This is a genomic window from Streptomyces sp. NPDC034085 (assembly GCF_055575555.1).
This window is the reverse complement of record NZ_JBVISL010000008.1, coordinates 1-16506: the sequence shown is the minus strand read 5'-3', so window position 1 is coordinate 16506 and position 16506 is coordinate 1. Positions and strand designations below refer to the sequence as shown.

Here is a 16506-nt window from a genome sequence, read left to right as displayed (position 1 = left end):
AGGTTGGTTGCCAAGGTGAAGGATGTCGTCCCGTGGCAGCGACGAAGACGACACTCAAGACCATCGGCTCGTACGCGGCGATCGGGGACAGCTTCACCGAGGGCGTGGGGGACCCGGGATCCGGGGATTCATATCTCGGCTGGGCGGACCGGCTCGCCGTACTCCTGGCCGATCAGCGCGAAGAACACGACTTCCGCTACGCGAATCTGGCCGTGCGGGGGAAACTTCTCGACCAGATCGTGGCCGAGCAGGTCCCGAGGGCCAGGGAACTCGCACCCGACCTCGTCACCTTCTGCGCGGGGGGCAACGACATCATCCGTCCCGGCAGCGACCCGGACGACGTGGCGGAGCGGTTCGAGGCGGCCGTGGCCGACCTCACCCGGTCCGTCGGGCTCGTGATGGTCACGACCGGTTTCGACACCCGGGGCGTGCCCGTCCTCAAACACCTGCGGGGCAAGGTCGCGACGTACAGCGCGCACGTCCGCTCCATCGCCGACCGGTACGGGTGCCCCGTCCTCGACCTGTGGTCCCTCAAGTCCGTACAGGACCGGCGGGCCTGGGACGGCGACCGGCTGCACCTCTCGCCCGAGGGGCACACCCGCGTCGCCCTGCGCGCCGCGCAGGTGCTGGGCTACGCGGTGCCGACCGACCCGGACCAGCCCTGGCCGCCGGTCCCGCCGCGCGGGTCGGTGGACGTGACCCGGGACAACATCCAGTGGGCCCGCGAACACCTCGTGCCCTGGATCGGCCGCCGGCTGCGCGGGGAGTCCTCCGGCGACCACGTCGAGGCCAAGCGCCCGGACCTGCTGCCGCTGTAGCGGGGGAGGGGCCGGCTGCGGCGGCGCCGCGCCGGCCCGCCGGCGCCCACGGCAAGGCGGACCCCGCGCTGCGGAATCATGGGGGGCCGGTGTGCGTTGGGATGGTCGTAGTCGTACGACCGTCCCACCTCATCCTGCACCTTCCCAGGAGGCGCCTTGACCGGCTCCCGACCCCTGCGTCCCCGGCTGCGCGCCCTGCGGCCCGAAGCCTTCGGCGCGGACCCCTCCGGCGCACGGCTGGAGCGGATCCTGCGCTCGCCGAACTTCGCCGACGGCGTCTTCCAGAACCCGGTCGGGGCCCGGACCAGGCCTTCCGGATCGATGGCGGAGTTCGCCAGGACCTACTTCCAGAAGGAGCAGCGGGTCCGGCGCGGTCCCGGCGCGCCGATCCCCGTCTACCCGACCACCCTCGCCGAGCTGGCCAAGCCGCCCGTGAGCGGACTGCGCCTGACCTGGATGGGCCACTCCAGCGTGCTCGCGGAGATCGACGGCCGCCGGGTGCTCTTCGACCCCGTGTGGGGCGAGCGGTGCTCCCCCTTCCCCTTCGCCGGGCCCAAGCGGCTCCACCCCGTCCCGGTGCCGCTGGCCTCGCTGGGCGACGTCGACGTCGTCGTGATCTCCCACGACCACTACGACCACCTCGACCTCCCCACGATCAAGGCCCTGGCCGGCACGGACACGGTCTTCGCCGTCCCGCTGGGCGTCGGCGCGCACCTCGAGCGCTGGGGCGTCCCGGCGGACCGGCTGCGCGAGCTCGACTGGAACGAGGCCACCGAGGTCGCCGGGCTCACCCTCACGGCCACCCCCGCCCGCCACTTCTGCGGACGCGGCCTGCGCAACCAGCAGTTCACCCTGTGGGCCTCCTGGGTCGTCGCCGGCGGGGAACACCGGATCTACCACAGCGGGGACACCGGCTACTTCCCCGGCTTCGAGGAGATCGGTGGCCGGCACGGGCCCTTCGACGCCACGATGATCCAGATCGGCGCCTACTCGGAGTACTGGCCCGACATCCACATGACCCCCGAGGAGGGCATGCGGGCCCACCTCGACCTCCAGGGCGGTGTCCCGCACGGCACGATGCTGCCGATCCACTGGGGCACCTTCAACCTGGCCCCGCACCCGTGGGAGGAGCCCGGCGAGGGGACCCTCGCCGCCGCCGGCGCGGCCGGCGCGGCCGTGGCCCTGCCGATCCCGGGCCAGCCCTTCGAGCCCGGCGCGCCCGATGCCCCGGCCGCACCCTGGTGGCGGCCCTTCACGGCCGCCGTCCGGGCCGCCGACGTGACCGCCCCGGCAGCGGCGGCGGGCCCGGCCCGCTCCGCCGCCCCCGACGGAGCCCCCGCGCCCGCCCTCCTCCAGGACGACCTCGACCTGGCGCGCGAACGCTGACGTCCCCGCCGCTGCCACGGCCCGCCCCCCGCCACCGCGGGAGCGGGCCGTGGCCGACGTCATCCGGACCGGCCCGGCGCCGGCGGCAGCGCCCAGCGCAGCGCCCAGGTCACGGCATGACCCCCGGCGCGGGCCGCCGGGGCCGGGATCCACGCGACCACGTGCGCCGGGCCGGGCCGGACGGCCGCCCTCGCCCAGGGCGGCAGGAGCTCCACGGCCGCCGCGGCCAGCAGCGCATACGGCAGCCGGGCCGCCCCCGGCAGCGGCGGATCGGTCAGCAGGAACCGGGCGGTGTCCCGGGAAGCCGCCGTCGGCCGCAGCGAGGGACGGTACGCGGCCATCCGCAGCGCCAGCTCCCGCTCGTCCTCCGGCGGCCGCTCCGCGCCCAGGGCCCTGGCCACCCGGGCGGTGTCGGCGAGGTAGGCGTCGCGGCCCGAGGGGCTCAGCGGATGCCGGCCGTACCGCTGGTGGGCCCGCAGGAAGCAGTACGCCTCGGCGACGTGCACCCAGGTCAGCAGCTCCGGGTCGTCGGCCCGGTACGGCATCCCGTCGGCCGTCCGGCCCCGGATCCGCGCGTGCACCTCCCGGACCCGGTCCACGGCCGCCGTCGCGTCGGCGCTCGTGCCGAAGGTGGTGACCGCCAGGAAGGTGCTGGTGCGCTGCAGCCGCCCCCACGGGTCGCCCCGGTACCCCGAGTGCGCGGCCACGGCCGCCATCGCGAGCGGGTGCAGGGACTGGAGGAGCAGGGCCGCCAGACCGCCGATGAACATCGACGCGTCCCCGTGGACCTGCCGCACCGGCCGTCCCGGCCCGAACCACCGGGGCCCGGGAGCGCCGTGGATCCGCTCCCGGTTGCGCGCGCCGTCGGGCCCGGCGACGCGCAGGAAAACCGCCTCGCCGGCGTGCCGCCTCAGCTGCCGGACGGCGGCCGTCGCCCGGGTCATGGGGCCAGTATGCGCCCGGCCGGGTCGGGCGCGGAGTTCGGGGTAAGCGCGCGGCATGGAAGCCAAAGAGACCACTCCGCTGCGCGCCGTCGCGCTCGTCTGCACGCTGACGCCCTCGCCCGCCCCCTCCAGCTCGCAGCTGCTGGCCGAACAGACCATGGCCGCCCTCGCGGACCACGGCGTATCGGGCAAGACCATCCGTGTGGTCGACCACGACGTGCGCCCCGGCGTACAGACCGACATGGGGGACGGTGACGCGTGGCCCGAGATCCGCGAGACCATCCTCGGCACCGACATCCTGATCCTCTCCACGCCGATCTGGCTCGGCCACCCCGCCAGCGTCGCCCAGCGGGTCCTGGAGCGCCTCGACGCCGAACTGGGCGAGAGCGACGAGGAGGGCCGCCCGCTCACCTACGGCAAGGTCGCCGGCATCTGCGTCGTCGGCAACGAGGACGGTGCCCACAAGGTCAGTGCCGACCTCTTCCAGGGGCTGAACGACGTCGGTTTCACCCTCCCGGCGAACGCCGTCACCTACTGGGTCGGCGAGGCCATGCAGGGAACGGACTACCAGGACCTCGACGAGACCCCGAAGAAGACCGCGGCCACGACCGCCACCCTGGCCGCCAACGCCGCCCACCTCGCGCGGCGCCTCAAGTACGCCCAGTATCCGGCGTCCTGACCGGCGGCCGACGACCGGCTGACCGCCGCCGGCCGGGCCCGAGGTCCGCTCGGAAGTCGGCGGGGCCACCGGGAGCGCGTGCGCCCGCCGTCGTGCGGGGGTACGCGCTCCCGGCGGATTCGGGCTGCCGTACGAGCGCTCCATCGGGAGCGGGAAGCACCCCGGTGAAGTTCCCCGAGTGGGCACCGGCTGCGCGATCGTGCGGTCTAGCGTGGGTATCCGGTGATCAACACCGGGCCCCACGTACCGAGGACGCCGATGTCCGGACTCCGCGCCGCCCGCCACTCCCCGTCGAGACACGCCGTCAAGGGGCCCGGCCGGCAGATGCGCCCCCAGCTGGTCCGCGCCGCCGTGCTGCCCACGCTCGCCGCCGGGCTCAGCGGCGCCGCCGCGGTCATGTTCACCCTCCACCTCGGCGGGGGCGCCGGGGCCCGCGACGACCGGCTGTGGCCGGTGCTCGCGGGCTGCGCCCTGCTCGCCGTCGGCGCGCTCGCGGCCGCCCTGCTCGGGGCCCAGCGCGCCGCCAAGGCCGTCCGGGACCGCTGCGAGGCGCTGCGCCGCTCCAGCATGCGCGGACGCCAGGAGCTGCGGACGGCCGCCGAGCGGATCGAACGCGGGGAGGGTGCCGTGCGCCCCGTGCGGGGGGCCCAGGGCGGTGCGCCGCCAGCGGGGGACCCGTCCGGGGTGGACGAGTTCTGGCTGCTCGCACAGGAGTTGCGCAGCGCCCGGGAGCAGGCGCAGGAGACCCTCGTACGGCTGGCCGCACCGCCCGCGCCGACCGACAGCGACCGCAAGGTGGAGGTCTTCGTCAACCTCGCACGCCGGCTTCAGTCGCTCGTGCACCGCGAGATCGCCCTCCTCGACGACCTCGAGGACACCGTCGAGGACCCCGACCTGCTGAAGGAGCTCTTCCACGTCGACCACCTCGCCACCCGGATCCGCCGGCACGCCGAGAACCTCGCCGTGCTGGGCGGCGCCGCGTCCCGGCGCCAGTGGACCCGGCCCATCGACCTGAGCGAGGTCCTGCGCTCCTCGGTCGCCGAGGTCGAGCAGTACACGCGGGTCAAGGTGGTGCACCCGGCGGGCGGAACCGTCCGGGGCCACGCCGTCGCCGACGTGGTGCACCTGCTGGCCGAACTCGTGGAGAACGCCACGGTGTTCTCCGCCCCCGACACGGACGTGGTGGTGCGGGCCGAGCGGGTCACCGCCGGGATCGCGGTGGAGGTGGAGGACCGCGGGCTGGGCATGCCGGCGGAGGAGCAGCACCGGATGAACCTGCTGCTCGGCGACCCCGACCAGGTGAGCGTGCGGCACCTGCTGGCCGACGGGCGGATCGGCCTGTTCGTGGTCGCGGCACTGGCCCGGCGGCACGGGATCGCGGTCGAGCTGAAGTCGAACATCTACGGCGGGGTGCTGGCCGTGCTGGTGCTGCCCCAGGGGCTGCTGGGCGCGGAGGCCCCGACCGCGTCCGACGCGCTGGGCGGATCCCGAACCACCTCATGGGGCACCGTCTCCTGGCCGACGACCGACCCGGCCCCGGCGGCGGGGCCGGTCTCCGGCTCGGCGGCCCCGGGCGGGGGCGCCGGCTCGATGACCCCGGCGGCGGGCCCGGGCCGGGCTCCCGTCAGGACGGTCCCGCCCCAGGGCCTGCCCCGCGACCCGGGCGGGTCGGTACCGGCCCCGGGTCCGGCGGTCCGGGCCCCGGCCCGGGAGCCGGGCGGGGACCCCGGCCCGGCTTCGGGTACGGCCACGGCCCGGGGCGGGGCACCGGGCCTGGAACCGGCCTTCGGGCGGGCCCCGGGACCGGAGCAGCCCCTGGAGACGAACGCCGCCCGGGGTCTGGCCGCGGTGCCGTCCCCCGCCCGGCATGCGGAACTCCGCCCGGACACGGACGAGGGTGGGGCTCCGGGCACGGCCTGGACGCAACCCCCGGCCCCGGAGCCGGCGACCCTGGACCGTGGCGCGGAGCCGACGCCCTGGGCCCCGCGCCCGGCAGCCCCGCAGCCGGCGGCGTGGGACCAGGGCGCGGCAGCCCCGCAGCCGGCGGCGTGGGACCAGGCCGCGGCAGCCGCGGAGCCGGCGGCGTGGGACGACGGTCAGGGAGACCCCGACCGCGCGGCCTGGGTCCCGGGCGCGGTAGCCCTGGAGCCCGCGGCGTGGGGCCAGGGCGTGGCAGTCCCGGAGCCGGTGGTTCGGGAGCGCGGTGCGGGAGACCCCGCGCCCGCGGGCCGGGGCCCGGCCGGCGCCAGGTCGGTTCCGGACGCGGAGGAGCCCGGCCGGCGTGCGGAAGCGCCGGGCGGGTTCGGCCCCGCGCCGGCGGCCTGGAACCCGGGCCCGCCGCCGCCCCGCGTACCGCACCAGGGCTCCGCTCCGGAGGAGGCCCGGCCCTCCCTGCCCCGGCGCCGCGCCCAGCAGCACCTCGCGCCCCAGCTGCGCGACACCCCCACCCCCCGGCGGGCCGACGCAACCGAACAGCCCGTGCACGACCCCGGCCTGATGGCGGCCTTCCAGCGGGGCTTCGGCCTCGCCCAGGCCGACGAGCAGGCATGAACCCCAGCAAGGAGCACACCCCCATGGCCGGCGAACTGGCAACCAGGACAGGCAGCCTCTCCGATCTCGACTGGCTGCTCAGCGGTCTGGTCCAACGGGTGCCGTACACCCGCAGCGCGGTACTGCTCACCGCCGACGGACTCGTCACCTGCGTGCACGGCATGGATGCCGACAGCGCCGACCACATGGCGGCACTCGCCTCCGGCCTGTACTCCCTGGGCCGCAGCGCCGGCACCCGGTTCGGGGACGGGGCCGAGGTCCGGCAGGTGGTCGTGGAGCTCGACACGGCGCTCGTGTTCGTCTCCGCGGCCGGCTCCGGTACCTGCCTGGCGGTGCTCGCGGACCGCGAGGCCGACGCGGGCGTGCTCGGCTACGAGATGGCGATGCTGGTCAAGAGCGTACGGCCGTACCTGGCTGCGCCCCCGCGCCGGCCCGTCGCCGACCCGGAGCGATGAGGGCCTGGGCGAGGGGGGCGCACGGGGGCCGCGGCTTCCCCGGGCCGCACGGTTTCCCCACGGCCCGGGACACGCCCTGGCTGGACGATTCCGCCGGCCGCGTCATGCGCCCGTACACGGCCAGCGGCGGCCGCACCCGTCCGGCCATGGCGCTCGACCTGCTGTCCGTGATGACCGCGACCGGCGTACGCCCCAGGGACCCGCTCGGTGCCGAGCACGCCCTCGCGCTGCGCGTGTGCGCCGGTGCGGCGGCGGTGACCGTCGCCGAGTTGGCCGGGCAACTGCGGCTGCCCGCCGTGGTGGTGAAGGTGCTGCTGTCCGACCTGATGGAATGCGGGGCCGTCATGGCGCAGGCACCCCGCTTCCCGGACGGCGGCGGCCCGCTCGCCGCCGATGACGTGTCCCTGCTGCGGGCGGTGCTCGATGGCCTGCGCCGACGGCTGTGAGACGGCCCCGGTCCTCCCCGCGACCTTGAAGATCCTGGTCGCGGGCGGGTTCGGGGCGGGCAAGACCACCTTCGTGGGCGCGGTGAGCGAGATCGAGCCGCTGTGCACGGAGGAACTGCTGAGCGGGCCGGGCGAGGCCGCCGACCCGCTCGACGGGGTGGAGGCGAAGACGACGACGACGGTCGCGCTGGACTTCGGGCGGATCACCCTGGACGACCGGCACGTCCTGTACCTCTTCGGCACGCCCGGCCAGGAGCGCTTCTGGTTCCTGTGGGAGGAGCTGTGCGCCGGCGCGCTCGGTGCGGTGGTCCTCGCGGACACCCGCCGCCTCGCCGACTGCTTCCCCGCCGTGGACTTCTTCGAGCGCCGGGGGATCGGCTTCGTCCTCGCCGTCAACGAGTTCGACGGCGGTCACCGCTACACCTCCCAGGAGGTCCGCGAAGCCGTGGGCCTGGACCCGGACGTGCCCGTCGTCCGGTGCGACGCGCGCCTGCCGCGCTCCGGTACGGGGACGCTGGCCGCCCTCGTCGAACACCTGCTGTCCACGGCCCGCCAGGGCCGCCGGGAACACCACGGCCGGCCGGACCGGCTGCCGCACGCACATCAGGGGGAACCGCCATGACCCACTACGAATCGACCGGCCACCTGCTGCTCACTCCGGTGGACCGGGAGGCTCCCGCGCGGGCCCTCCGGCTGCGCGAGATGGGCCTGGGCGAGCGGGTGGACGCGGAACTCGACGCCTTCGCGCGCCGGGTCGCCGACACCCTGGGGGCCCCGTACGCGGGGGTCAACTTCGTCGGGGAGGAACGGCAGTTCTTCGCGGGCCTGCACCACGGCCCGGACGCCGCGGCCGGCGGCTACCCGGCCCGGGTGCTGCCCCGCGACCACGGCTACTGCCCGCACGTGGTGGTGCGCCGGCGGGCCCTGGTCCTGGAGGACGTACGGGATTTCGCGCGCTTCGCGGGCAACGCCGTCGTCGACGGGAGCGGGGTCCGTTCGTACCTCGGGGCGCCCCTCACCGACCGGCACGGCTTCGTCCTGGGCACCGTGTGCGCGGTGGACGTGGTGCCGAGGCGGTGGGGGACGCAGGGCCTGGCGACGGCCAAGGAGCTCGCCGCCGAGCTGGGCGGGCTGCTGGACGACCGGTCGGCCCGCCGCGGCTGACGGGAGGCCTTCCGGTGTCCGTGCACCGCCCTCAGCGCAGGAAGGCGGTGATCCGCTGCCGGAGGGAGGCCGCGTCCAGGCCGTGGGCGGCGGTGTGCTCCTCCACCGTGCCGTAGCGGCGCAGCTCCGCCCGTCCGACACCCAGCGGCAGCACGCGGTGCGGCACCTCCATCAGGGCCTGCCCGGCGGCCGCCGCCGAGGTGCCGGCGAGGTACGGCTCGACCAGCACCACATCGGCCGCCGCCCGTCCGGCGGCGGCGCGCAGGGCCGCGTCGTCGAAGGGGCGCACGGTGGCGGCGTACAGGACGGTGACGTCGAGGCCCTCGGTGGCGGCGAGGACGTTGTCGAGCAGCGGGCCGACGGCGAGCACCACACCCGCGCGGCCCTCCCGCACGGTCTCGAAGCGCAGGCCGTCGAGGGGGCGCGGGGAGCGGTTCGACATCTCGGAGAGCCGGACGTACACGCGGTCGTCGCCGGCGGCGTAGGCGTGCCGCAGCAGCGCCTCCGCTTCGTCGGGGTGGCCGGGCACGTGGACGGTCCAGCCGTCGAGGGTGTCGAGCAGCGCCACGTCGCCGGGTGCCATGTGGGTGAACCCGCCGGCCGGCCAGTCGTAGCTGGCGCTGGCGCTGACCAGCACCCCACCCGTGCCCTGGTGCCCGAAGTCCAGCTTGACCTGCTCGAACGGCCGCTCGACGAGGAAGCTGGCGAAGGTGTGCACCACGGGACGCAGCCCCGTGAGGGCCAGCCCGCCCCCCACGCCGACGAGCAGCTGTTCCCGGATCCCGACGTTGATCACCCGGTCCGGGTGCCGCTCGCGGGCGGGCCGGAACCCGTCCATGGTGATCTCGGCCAGTACGAGGGCCAGCCGGGGGTCCTCGTCGAGCAGCCGCGACGTGACGGAGACGAACCGCTCCCGCATGGTGTCCATCGTCGTGTCCCTCGTCGTGTCCATCATCGTGTCCCCCTCAGAACTTCTTCTCGACGCGGGCGACGACGGCGAGCGGCCGGCCCGGATGCGGTGCGGTGAAGGCGGCGTGCAGGGCCGCGTGGTCGCGCCCGTCGACGGTGAGCGCGCTCCAGCCGGCCGCTTCGAAGCGGGAGGCGATCCCGCCGGGCCAGCCGTGGGTGGCGGAGTCGTTGTCGATCACCACGGTGTGCAGCGCCTCCAGTCCGGCGGAGCCGGCGTACGCGATGGCCTCGTGGTTGCTGCCCTCGTCCAGCTCGGCGTCCCCGATCAGCACCCACACCGCCGACTCGTCCAGCCCCTGGGCCCGCAGCCCGAGCGCGCTGCCGACGGCGAGCGGCAGCCCGTGCCCCAGCGAGCCGCTGCCGATCTCCACGCCGGGGATCAGGGTGCGGTCGGGGTGGTGCCCCAGCGGGGAGTCGTACGTACCGAACCCGGGCAGCCAGTCGACGGGGAAGAACCCCTTCGCGGCGAGCACGGCGTAGTAGGCCATCGGCCCGTGCCCCTTGGACAGCAGGAACCGGTCCCGCCCGGCATTCCCGGCCGTCCCGGGCCGCACCCGCAGCACCCGGTCGTAGAGCACCCACAGCACGTCGAGCGTGGACGTGGCGGCGGGCCCGTGCTTCTCGGCGCCGGTCATGAGCGCGATCAGCCGGTCCAGATCCTCGTAGCGGAGCCCTGCGTCCGCGGTTAGCTGTGTCATGCACCAACCGTGCAACCTCAAGCGGACTTGAGGTCAAGCGCCGGACGCCGTGTACGTCAGGTCCCCGCCGCCCCGGAAAGGTGCGCGCGACCACCCCCGGAAGTGCGGTATTGTTCTCGTGCCGGTCCGGCCGGGGGAAACCCCAGGTCAGCGGGCATCGGGACGTGGCGCAGCTTGGTAGCGCACTTGACTGGGGGTCAAGGGGTCGCAGGTTCAAATCCTGTCGTCCCGACTCGAAAGAGTCGCAGATCAGGGGCCGTTTCGGAGTAATCCGAAACGGCCCCTTGATCGTTTTTGGGGACCAGTCGGGGACCGGGCCGGTCCGAGCGGGTGATACGGCGGTCGTTGCCGACGCCGAGAAGGCCCTCCTGCACCGGCACCGGCATGTGGCCCTGCCGGAGGCGCGACGGGGTGCTCAGGCGCTGGAGGCGGCGTGGATCACCCTGCGGCGCGCTCCTTCCGAGCGGTCTGGTCCAGCCGCGCCGCCATCGCGGGGGTGAGCCGCGGGACGGCATGGGCGACCGGGGCGGGGCGGTCGCCGGCGCCCTCTCCTCCCACGCGTACCCGGCCCCCGGACTCCGAATGGCGCCACCGTCAGCGCAACTGTGGCCGCTCCACGCCAGTCCGCCCAGTCGACTGACTCGAACCGCCCATCGTCCCTCAGAATCAAGCCAACACGGCTGGAAATGCTCGGCACTTGAGGCATGCTCGATCATGTGAGAGTGATCACGTAGTGGACGTTGCTGGATAATGCAAGGATGTGATCGGTTAAAAGCTTGCGGAAGTGGCGCTTTGCGCTTGGGCGCAAGCGTCGGGGTGTAAGCAGGGGGAAGCGTGAGTTCTTCACACTTTGATGTCGTGGTCCTTGGGGCGGGACCCGGTGGTTACGTCGCGGCAATTCGCAGCGCCCAGCTCGGGCTCAGTGTCGCCATCGTCGAGGAGCGCTACTGGGGCGGCGTCTGCCTCAATGTCGGCTGCATCCCCTCGAAGGCGCTCCTGCGCAATGCCGAGCTCGCCCACCTCCTCGGCCACGAAGCCAAGGAGTTCGGCATCACGGTGGAGGGCACTGTCTCGTTCGACTACGGCGCGGCTTTCCAGCGCAGCCGCCGGGTGGCGGACGGCCGGGTCAAGGGCGTCCACTACCTGATGAAGAAGAACAAGATCACGCAGTTCGAAGGGCGCGGGCACTTCGCGGGCCCCAACAGCCTTCAGGTCCGAGGCAACGACGGCGTCGTCCAGGACGTCACCTTCGACAACTGCATCCTCGCCACGGGTGCCACTCCCCGGCTGCTCCCCGGGACCTCGCTGAGCGACCGGGTGGTGACCTACGAGGAGCAGATCCTCGCCGACCGGCTGCCCGAGAGCATCGTCATCGCGGGCGCCGGCGCCATCGGGCTGGAGTTCGCGTACATCCTGCGCAGCTACGGCGTGCAGGTCACGATCGTCGAGTTCCAGAACCGGATCGCCCCCCTCGAAGACGAGGAGGTCTCCGCCGAACTGGCCCGCCGCTACAAGCGACTCGGGATCGAGCTCCTCACCTCCACCCGCGTGGACGGCATCGACGAGTCGGGCGAGAAGATCCGGGTCACCGTCACCAGCGGCGACCAGCAGCGGGTCCTCGAAGCGGACAAGGTGCTGCAGGCCATCGGATTCCAGCCCAGAGTCGAGGGCTACGGGCTGGAGAACACCGGCGTGAGGCTGACCGGGCGCGGTGCCGTCGAGGTCGACGCCCGCTGCCGGACCTCGGTGCCGCACATCTACGCCATCGGTGACGTCACCGCCAAGCTGATGCTGGCCCACGCGGCGGAGGCCATGGGCGTCATAGCGGCCGAAACGATCGCGGACGCGGAGACGGCCGAGCTGGACTTCGTGATGATTCCCCGGGCGACGTACACCCAGCCCCAGATCGCCAGTTTCGGCTGGACCGAGGCACAGGCCCGCGAGCAGGGATTCGACGTCCGGGTCGCGAAATTTCCGTTCATGGCGAACGGGAAGGCGCACGGTCTCGGCGACACCGGCGGCTTTGCTAAGATCATCAGTGATGGCCGCCACGGGGAACTTCTCGGCGCACATCTCATCGGGCCCGAGGTCACGGAACTCCTGCCCGAACTCACACTGGCCCAGCAATGGGATCTCACGGTCACCGAATTGGCCCGGAACGTTCACGCCCACCCGACGCTGGGTGAGGCCGTCAAGGAAGCCATTCACGGACTTGCCGGTCACATGATCAATATGTGACATCGGTGTTACACCAAGACGAAATTTCGAACAACATAGCATTAGTAACGGGGGTTGCTATGCGTTCCACCTTCACGTCTCTGATACATAGACCTGCCTATGAGGGGCATGCGAAACACCTCAGAGAGGTTTTCGCCGATCCGCTCTTCGACCGCCCCACGGGACTCGACGACTCGGCACGCTGTGACCTCACCTACCGTCGCCTGAAGCACATCAACGACGGCCTCGGCCTGACCGCACCGCTCCTCGAAGACCGTGAGCGCCTCTTCACCCTGGTGGAATGGGCTGCGCTCGCCGACCCGTCGCTGTTCTACGGGGTCTTCCTCCACTACTGCACCACCATGGGCGCCATCCAGGACTTCGGCCGGGGCCGCGACGACCTCGACGACCTCATCGGCTCCATGGTCAACATGGACACCATCGGCTCGCTGATGATGACCGAGGCGGGCCGCGGCAACAGCAACGCGAACATCCGCACCCAGGCCGTATACGACGCCGAACGCCAGGAGTTCGTCCTCCGCACCCCGGACCCGGCCGCGGTCAAGTTCCCGCCCGGCGTCTCCTCCCCGTTCCCGAGGACCGCCGTCGTCAGCGCCCGCCTGATGGTCGACGGCCACGACCGCGGACTCTTCTTCTTCGTCGTCCCCATCCGCGACGCCGACGGCCGGCCCTGCGACGGTGTGCGCATCGCCCCGCAGCGCCCCACCGCGATCCTGCCGCTGGACTGCGCGCTCGTCTCCTTCGAGGACGTCCGCGTCCCCTTCCGCCACTGGCTGCGCGACGGCGCCACCCTGACTCCGGAAGGCGAGTTCACCGACCCGGCCGGCGACGCCCTCACCCGCACCCGCCGCCTCCTCAGCGTCATCCGCCACGCCTGGGAAGCCGCCGTCGTCGGCCTGTCCGCCGTCAGCCGCGCCAGCGCGGCGGTCGCCGTACGGCACGCCCACCACCGGCGCACCTCCGGCCGCCACGCCGCGGACGTCCCCGTCATCACCTACCGCAACCAGCAGCGGCCCCTGTTCGGCGCCCTCGCCGCCGCGTACGTCACCGGCTTCGTCGCCGCGACCGTCGCCGCGCCCGAGAAGCCCGTCGCCAGCGCACGCACGATCCGCACCACCTCCCTGCTGAAGGTGACCGTCGACCGGCTCGCCGAGCGCGTCACGATCCGGGCCCGGCAGGCCGCCGGCGCCCTGGGCTTCTTCGCCGACAACCGGTACCTCGACTACCAGGGCCTCGCGCACTCGTTCAACACCGCCGCCGCCGACAACCAGATGATGCTGCTCGACGGCGCCCTGACCCTGGCCGCCGGCGTCGAGTACGAGCCCCCGGCCCACGCGGCACCCACCCGGGCCGAGCGCGACCGTTTCACCCCCGAGGTCTGGACCGCCCTGGCGGCCACCCGCGAGCGGCTGCTGCACCAGGAGCTCACCACCGCCCTGCGCACGGCCACCGAGGCCGGCCGGTCCACCCTCGACATGTGGAACGAGCACAACGCCCTCGCCGAGGCCCTCTCCGAGGCGCACGCGTTCTCCCTCGTCCTCGACACCGTCCGCACCGCCCTGGACTCGGTCGCCGATCCCGCCGCCAAGGCCGCGCTCACCGACCTGTGCGCCCTCTACGCGACCGAGGAGATCGCCGCCCACGACGGCTGGTACCTGGCCCACGGCCTGCTCGACGCCGACGAGGTCCGCTCCCTCCCGCAGCGGGTCAACGAGCTGTGCGAGCGCATCGCACCGCACGCCCTCGAACTCGCCGAAGGACTCGACGTCCCCCACGAGGTGGTCGGCGCCCCCATCGCGCAGGCCGACTACGTGCACGCCCTGACCGCCCACACCGCGGTGGCGCACCCCGACCTCCAGGCCTGACGGCCCCCATCCCCAGCAGCTCGGAAGGCTCCGCCGCCTCCTGAGCCGATGACGCACGCGTACGGCCGATTCCCGAGTCCCGTACGTCTTCAGCCGTGCCCGCGCCCAGGGCCAAGGGAGAGACCTGCCATGCCCACTGCCGTGCCCACCCCTGCCCACACCCCGACGCCCATCGCGGTCATCGGCCTGTCCTGCCGCCTCCCCGGAGCGGACGGCCCCGAGGCCTTCTGGACCCTCCTGCGCGACGGCGTCGACGCCGTCACCGACGTGCCCGCCGACCGCTGGGACGCGGACGCCCTGTACGACGGCGACCCGGCCGCGCCGGGCCGGACCACCGGCAGGCGGGGCGGCTTCCTCGGCGACGTCAGCGGGTTCGACCCCGCCTTCTTCGGCATCTCGCCGCGCGAGGCCGCGGCCATGGACCCCCAGCAGCGGCTCACCCTCGAACTGGCCTGGGAGGCCCTCGAACACGCCCGCATCGTCCCCGCCGGGCTGCGGGGCGGGCGGGTCGGCGTCTTCATCGGCGCGATGACCGACGCCTACGCGACGTTGACGCACCGTCAGGGCCTGGAGTCCATCGGCTCCCACACCCTGACCGGCCTCAACCGCGGCGTCATCGCCAACCGCGTCTCGTACCTGCTGGGTCTGCGGGGCCCCAGCCTGACCCTCGACACCGGCCAGTCCTCCTCGCTCGTCGCCGTCCACTCGGCCTGCGAGAGCCTGCGCTCCGGCGAGTCCGACATGGTCCTGGCCGGCGGCGTCAACCTCGACATCGTCCCGGACTGCTTCGTCGCCGCCACCAAGTTCGGCGGCCTCTCCCCGGACGGCCGCTGCCACGCCTTCGACGCCCGCGCCAACGGCTTCGTCCACGGCGAGGGCGGCGGCGTCGTGGTCCTCAAGCGCCTCGACAACGCCCTCGCCGACGGCGACCGGGTCCTCGCCGTGATCCACGGTTCGGCCGTCAACAACGACGGCGGCGGGCAGAACCTCACCTCTCCCGACCGGGCGGGCCAGGAGGACGTCCTGCGCCTCGCCTACGAACGGGCCGCGGTCGACCCCGCCCGCGTCCGTTACGTCGAGGCGCACGGCACCGGCACCCGCATCGGCGATCCGGTCGAGGCCGCGGCCCTCGGCGCCGTGCTCGGCGGTCCGCTGCGCGACGCCGGGCTGCCCCTCCACATCGGCTCCGTGAAGACCAACGTCGGCCACCTGGAGGCCGCCGCCGGCATCACCGGCTTCATCAAGGTGGTCCTCTCCCTCGTCCACCGCGAACTGCCGCCCAGCCTCCACTTCGCCGCGCCCAACCCGGACATCCCCTTCGACGAGCTGGGCATCCGGGTGCGTACGGAGCTCGGCCCCTGGCCGCAGGCCGCCGAGCCGGACGCACCGCTGATCGCCGGTGTCTCCTCCTTCGGCATGGGCGGCACCAACGCCCACGTCGTGCTCGGCGAGGCCCCGGCGGGGAAGCCCGAGCCGTCCGCCGCCGGGTCCCCCGAGGGCGGGGTTCGGCCTCTGCCGTACGTGCTGTCCGGCCGCACCGAGGAGGCCCTGCGGGCCCAGGCGGGCCGGCTGCTCGACCAGGTCACGGCCGGCCCGGAGACGGAGCCGGCCGACCTCGCGTACTCGCTCGCCGCCACCCGGACCGCCTTCGAGCACCGGGCCGTGCTGACGGCCGCGGACCGCTCCGAGCTGGTGGCTTCGTTGGAGGAGCTGGTGGCGGGGCGTCGTGGTGGCGCTTCGGTGTCGGAGGGCCGGCTGGCGTTCCTGTTCACCGGGCAGGGCTCGCAGCGGGTGGGTATGGGCGCGGAGCTGCGTGAGGCGTTCCCGGTCTTCGCGTCGGCTTTCGACGAGGTCCTCTCGCACCTCGACCCGTCGCTCGCAGACGTCATCTCCACCGGTGAGGGTCTGGACGAGACCGGCAGTACCCAGCCCGCCCTGTTCGCTCTCGAAGTCGCTCTGTTCCGGCTGCTGGAATCGTGGGGGGTGCGTCCGGATGTTGTGGGCGGGCACTCCATCGGTGAGATCGCCGCCGCGCACGTCGCCGGCGTCCTCTCCTTGGAAGACGCCTGCACGCTGGTCTCGGCACGGGGCCGTCTGATGCAGGCCCTGCCGGCCGGCGGAACGATGATCGCCGTCCAGGCTTCCGAAGAGCAGGTCATTCCCCTGCTGGCCGGGCGTGAGGCCGAGGCCGGGATCGCTGCGGTCAACGGTGCGACCTCCGTGGTCATCGCCGGAAACGAGACCACGGTCCGGGAGATCACCGAAACGCTGGGCGTGAAGTCCAAGCAGCTCCC

At 73.7% G+C, this 16506-nt stretch carries 14 protein-coding genes and 1 tRNA gene; 12 read left to right on the top strand and 3 right to left on the bottom strand.

The annotated features are described in order from the left end of the window. Nucleotides 1-32: 32 nt before the first annotated feature. Nucleotides 33-818 carry an SGNH/GDSL hydrolase family protein gene (locus ACZ501_RS25015; RefSeq protein ID WP_468798203.1) on the top strand — a complete coding sequence of 262 codons (786 nt, stop codon included), beginning with the start codon at nucleotides 33-35 and terminating at the stop codon, nucleotides 816-818. A 156-nt stretch (nucleotides 819-974) separates the two neighbouring features. Then, nucleotides 975-2204 (top strand): MBL fold metallo-hydrolase, encoded by a 1230-nt coding sequence (locus ACZ501_RS25010; RefSeq protein WP_468798200.1) that lies wholly within the window; start codon nucleotides 975-977, stop codon nucleotides 2202-2204. A gap of 59 nt (nucleotides 2205-2263) precedes the next feature. Here the strand turns inward: ACZ501_RS25010 and ACZ501_RS25005 are convergent, their stop codons facing one another. Next, the gene (locus ACZ501_RS25005; protein WP_362460342.1) at nucleotides 2264-3148 is read right to left on the bottom strand and encodes an oxygenase MpaB family protein; all 885 of its coding nucleotides are present in this window, start codon (nucleotides 3146-3148) and stop codon (nucleotides 2264-2266) included. 55 nt (nucleotides 3149-3203) lie between these two features. Here ACZ501_RS25005 and ACZ501_RS25000 point away from each other — a divergent pair, with 55 nt between their 5' ends. From ACZ501_RS25000 to ACZ501_RS24975, 6 genes are all read left to right on the top strand, one after another. Continuing rightward, a complete protein-coding gene (locus ACZ501_RS25000; RefSeq protein ID WP_468798197.1) occupies nucleotides 3204-3827 on the top strand; it encodes a flavodoxin family protein in 624 nt (207 codons plus the stop codon). A 258-nt stretch (nucleotides 3828-4085) separates the two neighbouring features. After that, entirely contained in the window at nucleotides 4086-6377 is a 2292-nt protein-coding gene (locus ACZ501_RS24995) for an ATP-binding protein (RefSeq protein WP_468798194.1), read from the top strand. 23 nt (nucleotides 6378-6400) lie between these two features. Next, nucleotides 6401-6832, top strand: a complete 432-nt coding sequence (locus ACZ501_RS24990) for a roadblock/LC7 domain-containing protein (protein ID WP_361607701.1) — start codon at nucleotides 6401-6403, stop codon at nucleotides 6830-6832. 104 nt (nucleotides 6833-6936) lie between these two features. Next, entirely contained in the window at nucleotides 6937-7278 is a 342-nt protein-coding gene (locus ACZ501_RS24985) for a DUF742 domain-containing protein (RefSeq protein ID WP_468798670.1), read from the top strand. Beyond that, the gene (locus tag ACZ501_RS24980; protein WP_361607692.1) at nucleotides 7256-7900 is read left to right on the top strand and encodes a GTP-binding protein; all 645 of its coding nucleotides are present in this window, start codon (nucleotides 7256-7258) and stop codon (nucleotides 7898-7900) included. The genes ACZ501_RS24985 and ACZ501_RS24980 overlap by 23 nt, the downstream gene beginning before the upstream one ends. After that, the gene (locus ACZ501_RS24975; protein ID WP_361607689.1) at nucleotides 7897-8442 is read left to right on the top strand and encodes a GAF domain-containing protein; all 546 of its coding nucleotides are present in this window, start codon (nucleotides 7897-7899) and stop codon (nucleotides 8440-8442) included. The genes ACZ501_RS24980 and ACZ501_RS24975 overlap by 4 nt, the downstream gene beginning before the upstream one ends. 31 nt (nucleotides 8443-8473) lie before the next feature. On the opposite strand, the gene ACZ501_RS24970 is transcribed toward ACZ501_RS24975, so the two are convergent. After that, entirely contained in the window at nucleotides 8474-9370 is an 897-nt protein-coding gene (locus tag ACZ501_RS24970) for a transketolase family protein (protein ID WP_468798667.1), read from the bottom strand. A 37-nt stretch (nucleotides 9371-9407) separates the two neighbouring features. Continuing rightward, entirely contained in the window at nucleotides 9408-10109 is a 702-nt protein-coding gene (locus tag ACZ501_RS24965; RefSeq protein WP_468798191.1) for a transketolase, read from the bottom strand. Nucleotides 10110-10267: 158 nt separating this feature from the next. Here ACZ501_RS24965 and ACZ501_RS24960 point away from each other — a divergent pair. From ACZ501_RS24960 to ACZ501_RS24945, 4 genes are all read left to right on the top strand, one after another. Continuing rightward, nucleotides 10268-10341 (top strand) — tRNA-Pro (locus tag ACZ501_RS24960). Nucleotides 10342-10943: 602 nt separating this feature from the next. Further along, nucleotides 10944-12347 carry a dihydrolipoyl dehydrogenase gene (gene lpdA, locus ACZ501_RS24955; RefSeq protein ID WP_361607683.1) on the top strand — a complete coding sequence of 468 codons (1404 nt, stop codon included), beginning with the start codon at nucleotides 10944-10946 and terminating at the stop codon, nucleotides 12345-12347. Nucleotides 12348-12406: 59 nt separating this feature from the next. Continuing rightward, nucleotides 12407-14212: an acyl-CoA dehydrogenase gene (locus ACZ501_RS24950; RefSeq protein ID WP_361607680.1), complete on the top strand. Its 1806-nt coding sequence runs from the start codon at nucleotides 12407-12409 to the stop codon at nucleotides 14210-14212. Between the two features lie 129 nt (nucleotides 14213-14341). Then, nucleotides 14342-16506 (top strand): type I polyketide synthase (locus tag ACZ501_RS24945; RefSeq protein WP_468798188.1); only part of this gene is annotated, 2165 nt, incomplete at its 3' end.

Coding starts and splice junctions, on each gene's coding strand:
- ACZ501_RS25005 (WP_362460342.1), bottom strand. CDS start 3,148: ATGACCCGGGCGACGGCCGCCGTCCGGCAGCTGAGGCGGCACGCCGGC.
- ACZ501_RS25000 (WP_468798197.1), top strand. CDS start 3,204: ATGGAAGCCAAAGAGACCACTCCGCTGCGCGCCGTCGCGCTCGTCTGC.
- ACZ501_RS24995 (WP_468798194.1), top strand. CDS start 4,086: ATGTCCGGACTCCGCGCCGCCCGCCACTCCCCGTCGAGACACGCCGTC.
- ACZ501_RS24990 (WP_361607701.1), top strand. CDS start 6,401: ATGGCCGGCGAACTGGCAACCAGGACAGGCAGCCTCTCCGATCTCGAC.
- ACZ501_RS24985 (WP_468798670.1), top strand. CDS start 6,937: ATGCGCCCGTACACGGCCAGCGGCGGCCGCACCCGTCCGGCCATGGCG.
- ACZ501_RS24980 (WP_361607692.1), top strand. CDS start 7,256: ATGGCCTGCGCCGACGGCTGTGAGACGGCCCCGGTCCTCCCCGCGACC.
- ACZ501_RS24975 (WP_361607689.1), top strand. CDS start 7,897: ATGACCCACTACGAATCGACCGGCCACCTGCTGCTCACTCCGGTGGAC.
- ACZ501_RS24970 (WP_468798667.1), bottom strand. CDS start 9,370: ATGGACACCATGCGGGAGCGGTTCGTCTCCGTCACGTCGCGGCTGCTC.
- ACZ501_RS24965 (WP_468798191.1), bottom strand. CDS start 10,109: ATGACACAGCTAACCGCGGACGCAGGGCTCCGCTACGAGGATCTGGAC.
- ACZ501_RS24950 (WP_361607680.1), top strand. CDS start 12,407: ATGCGTTCCACCTTCACGTCTCTGATACATAGACCTGCCTATGAGGGG.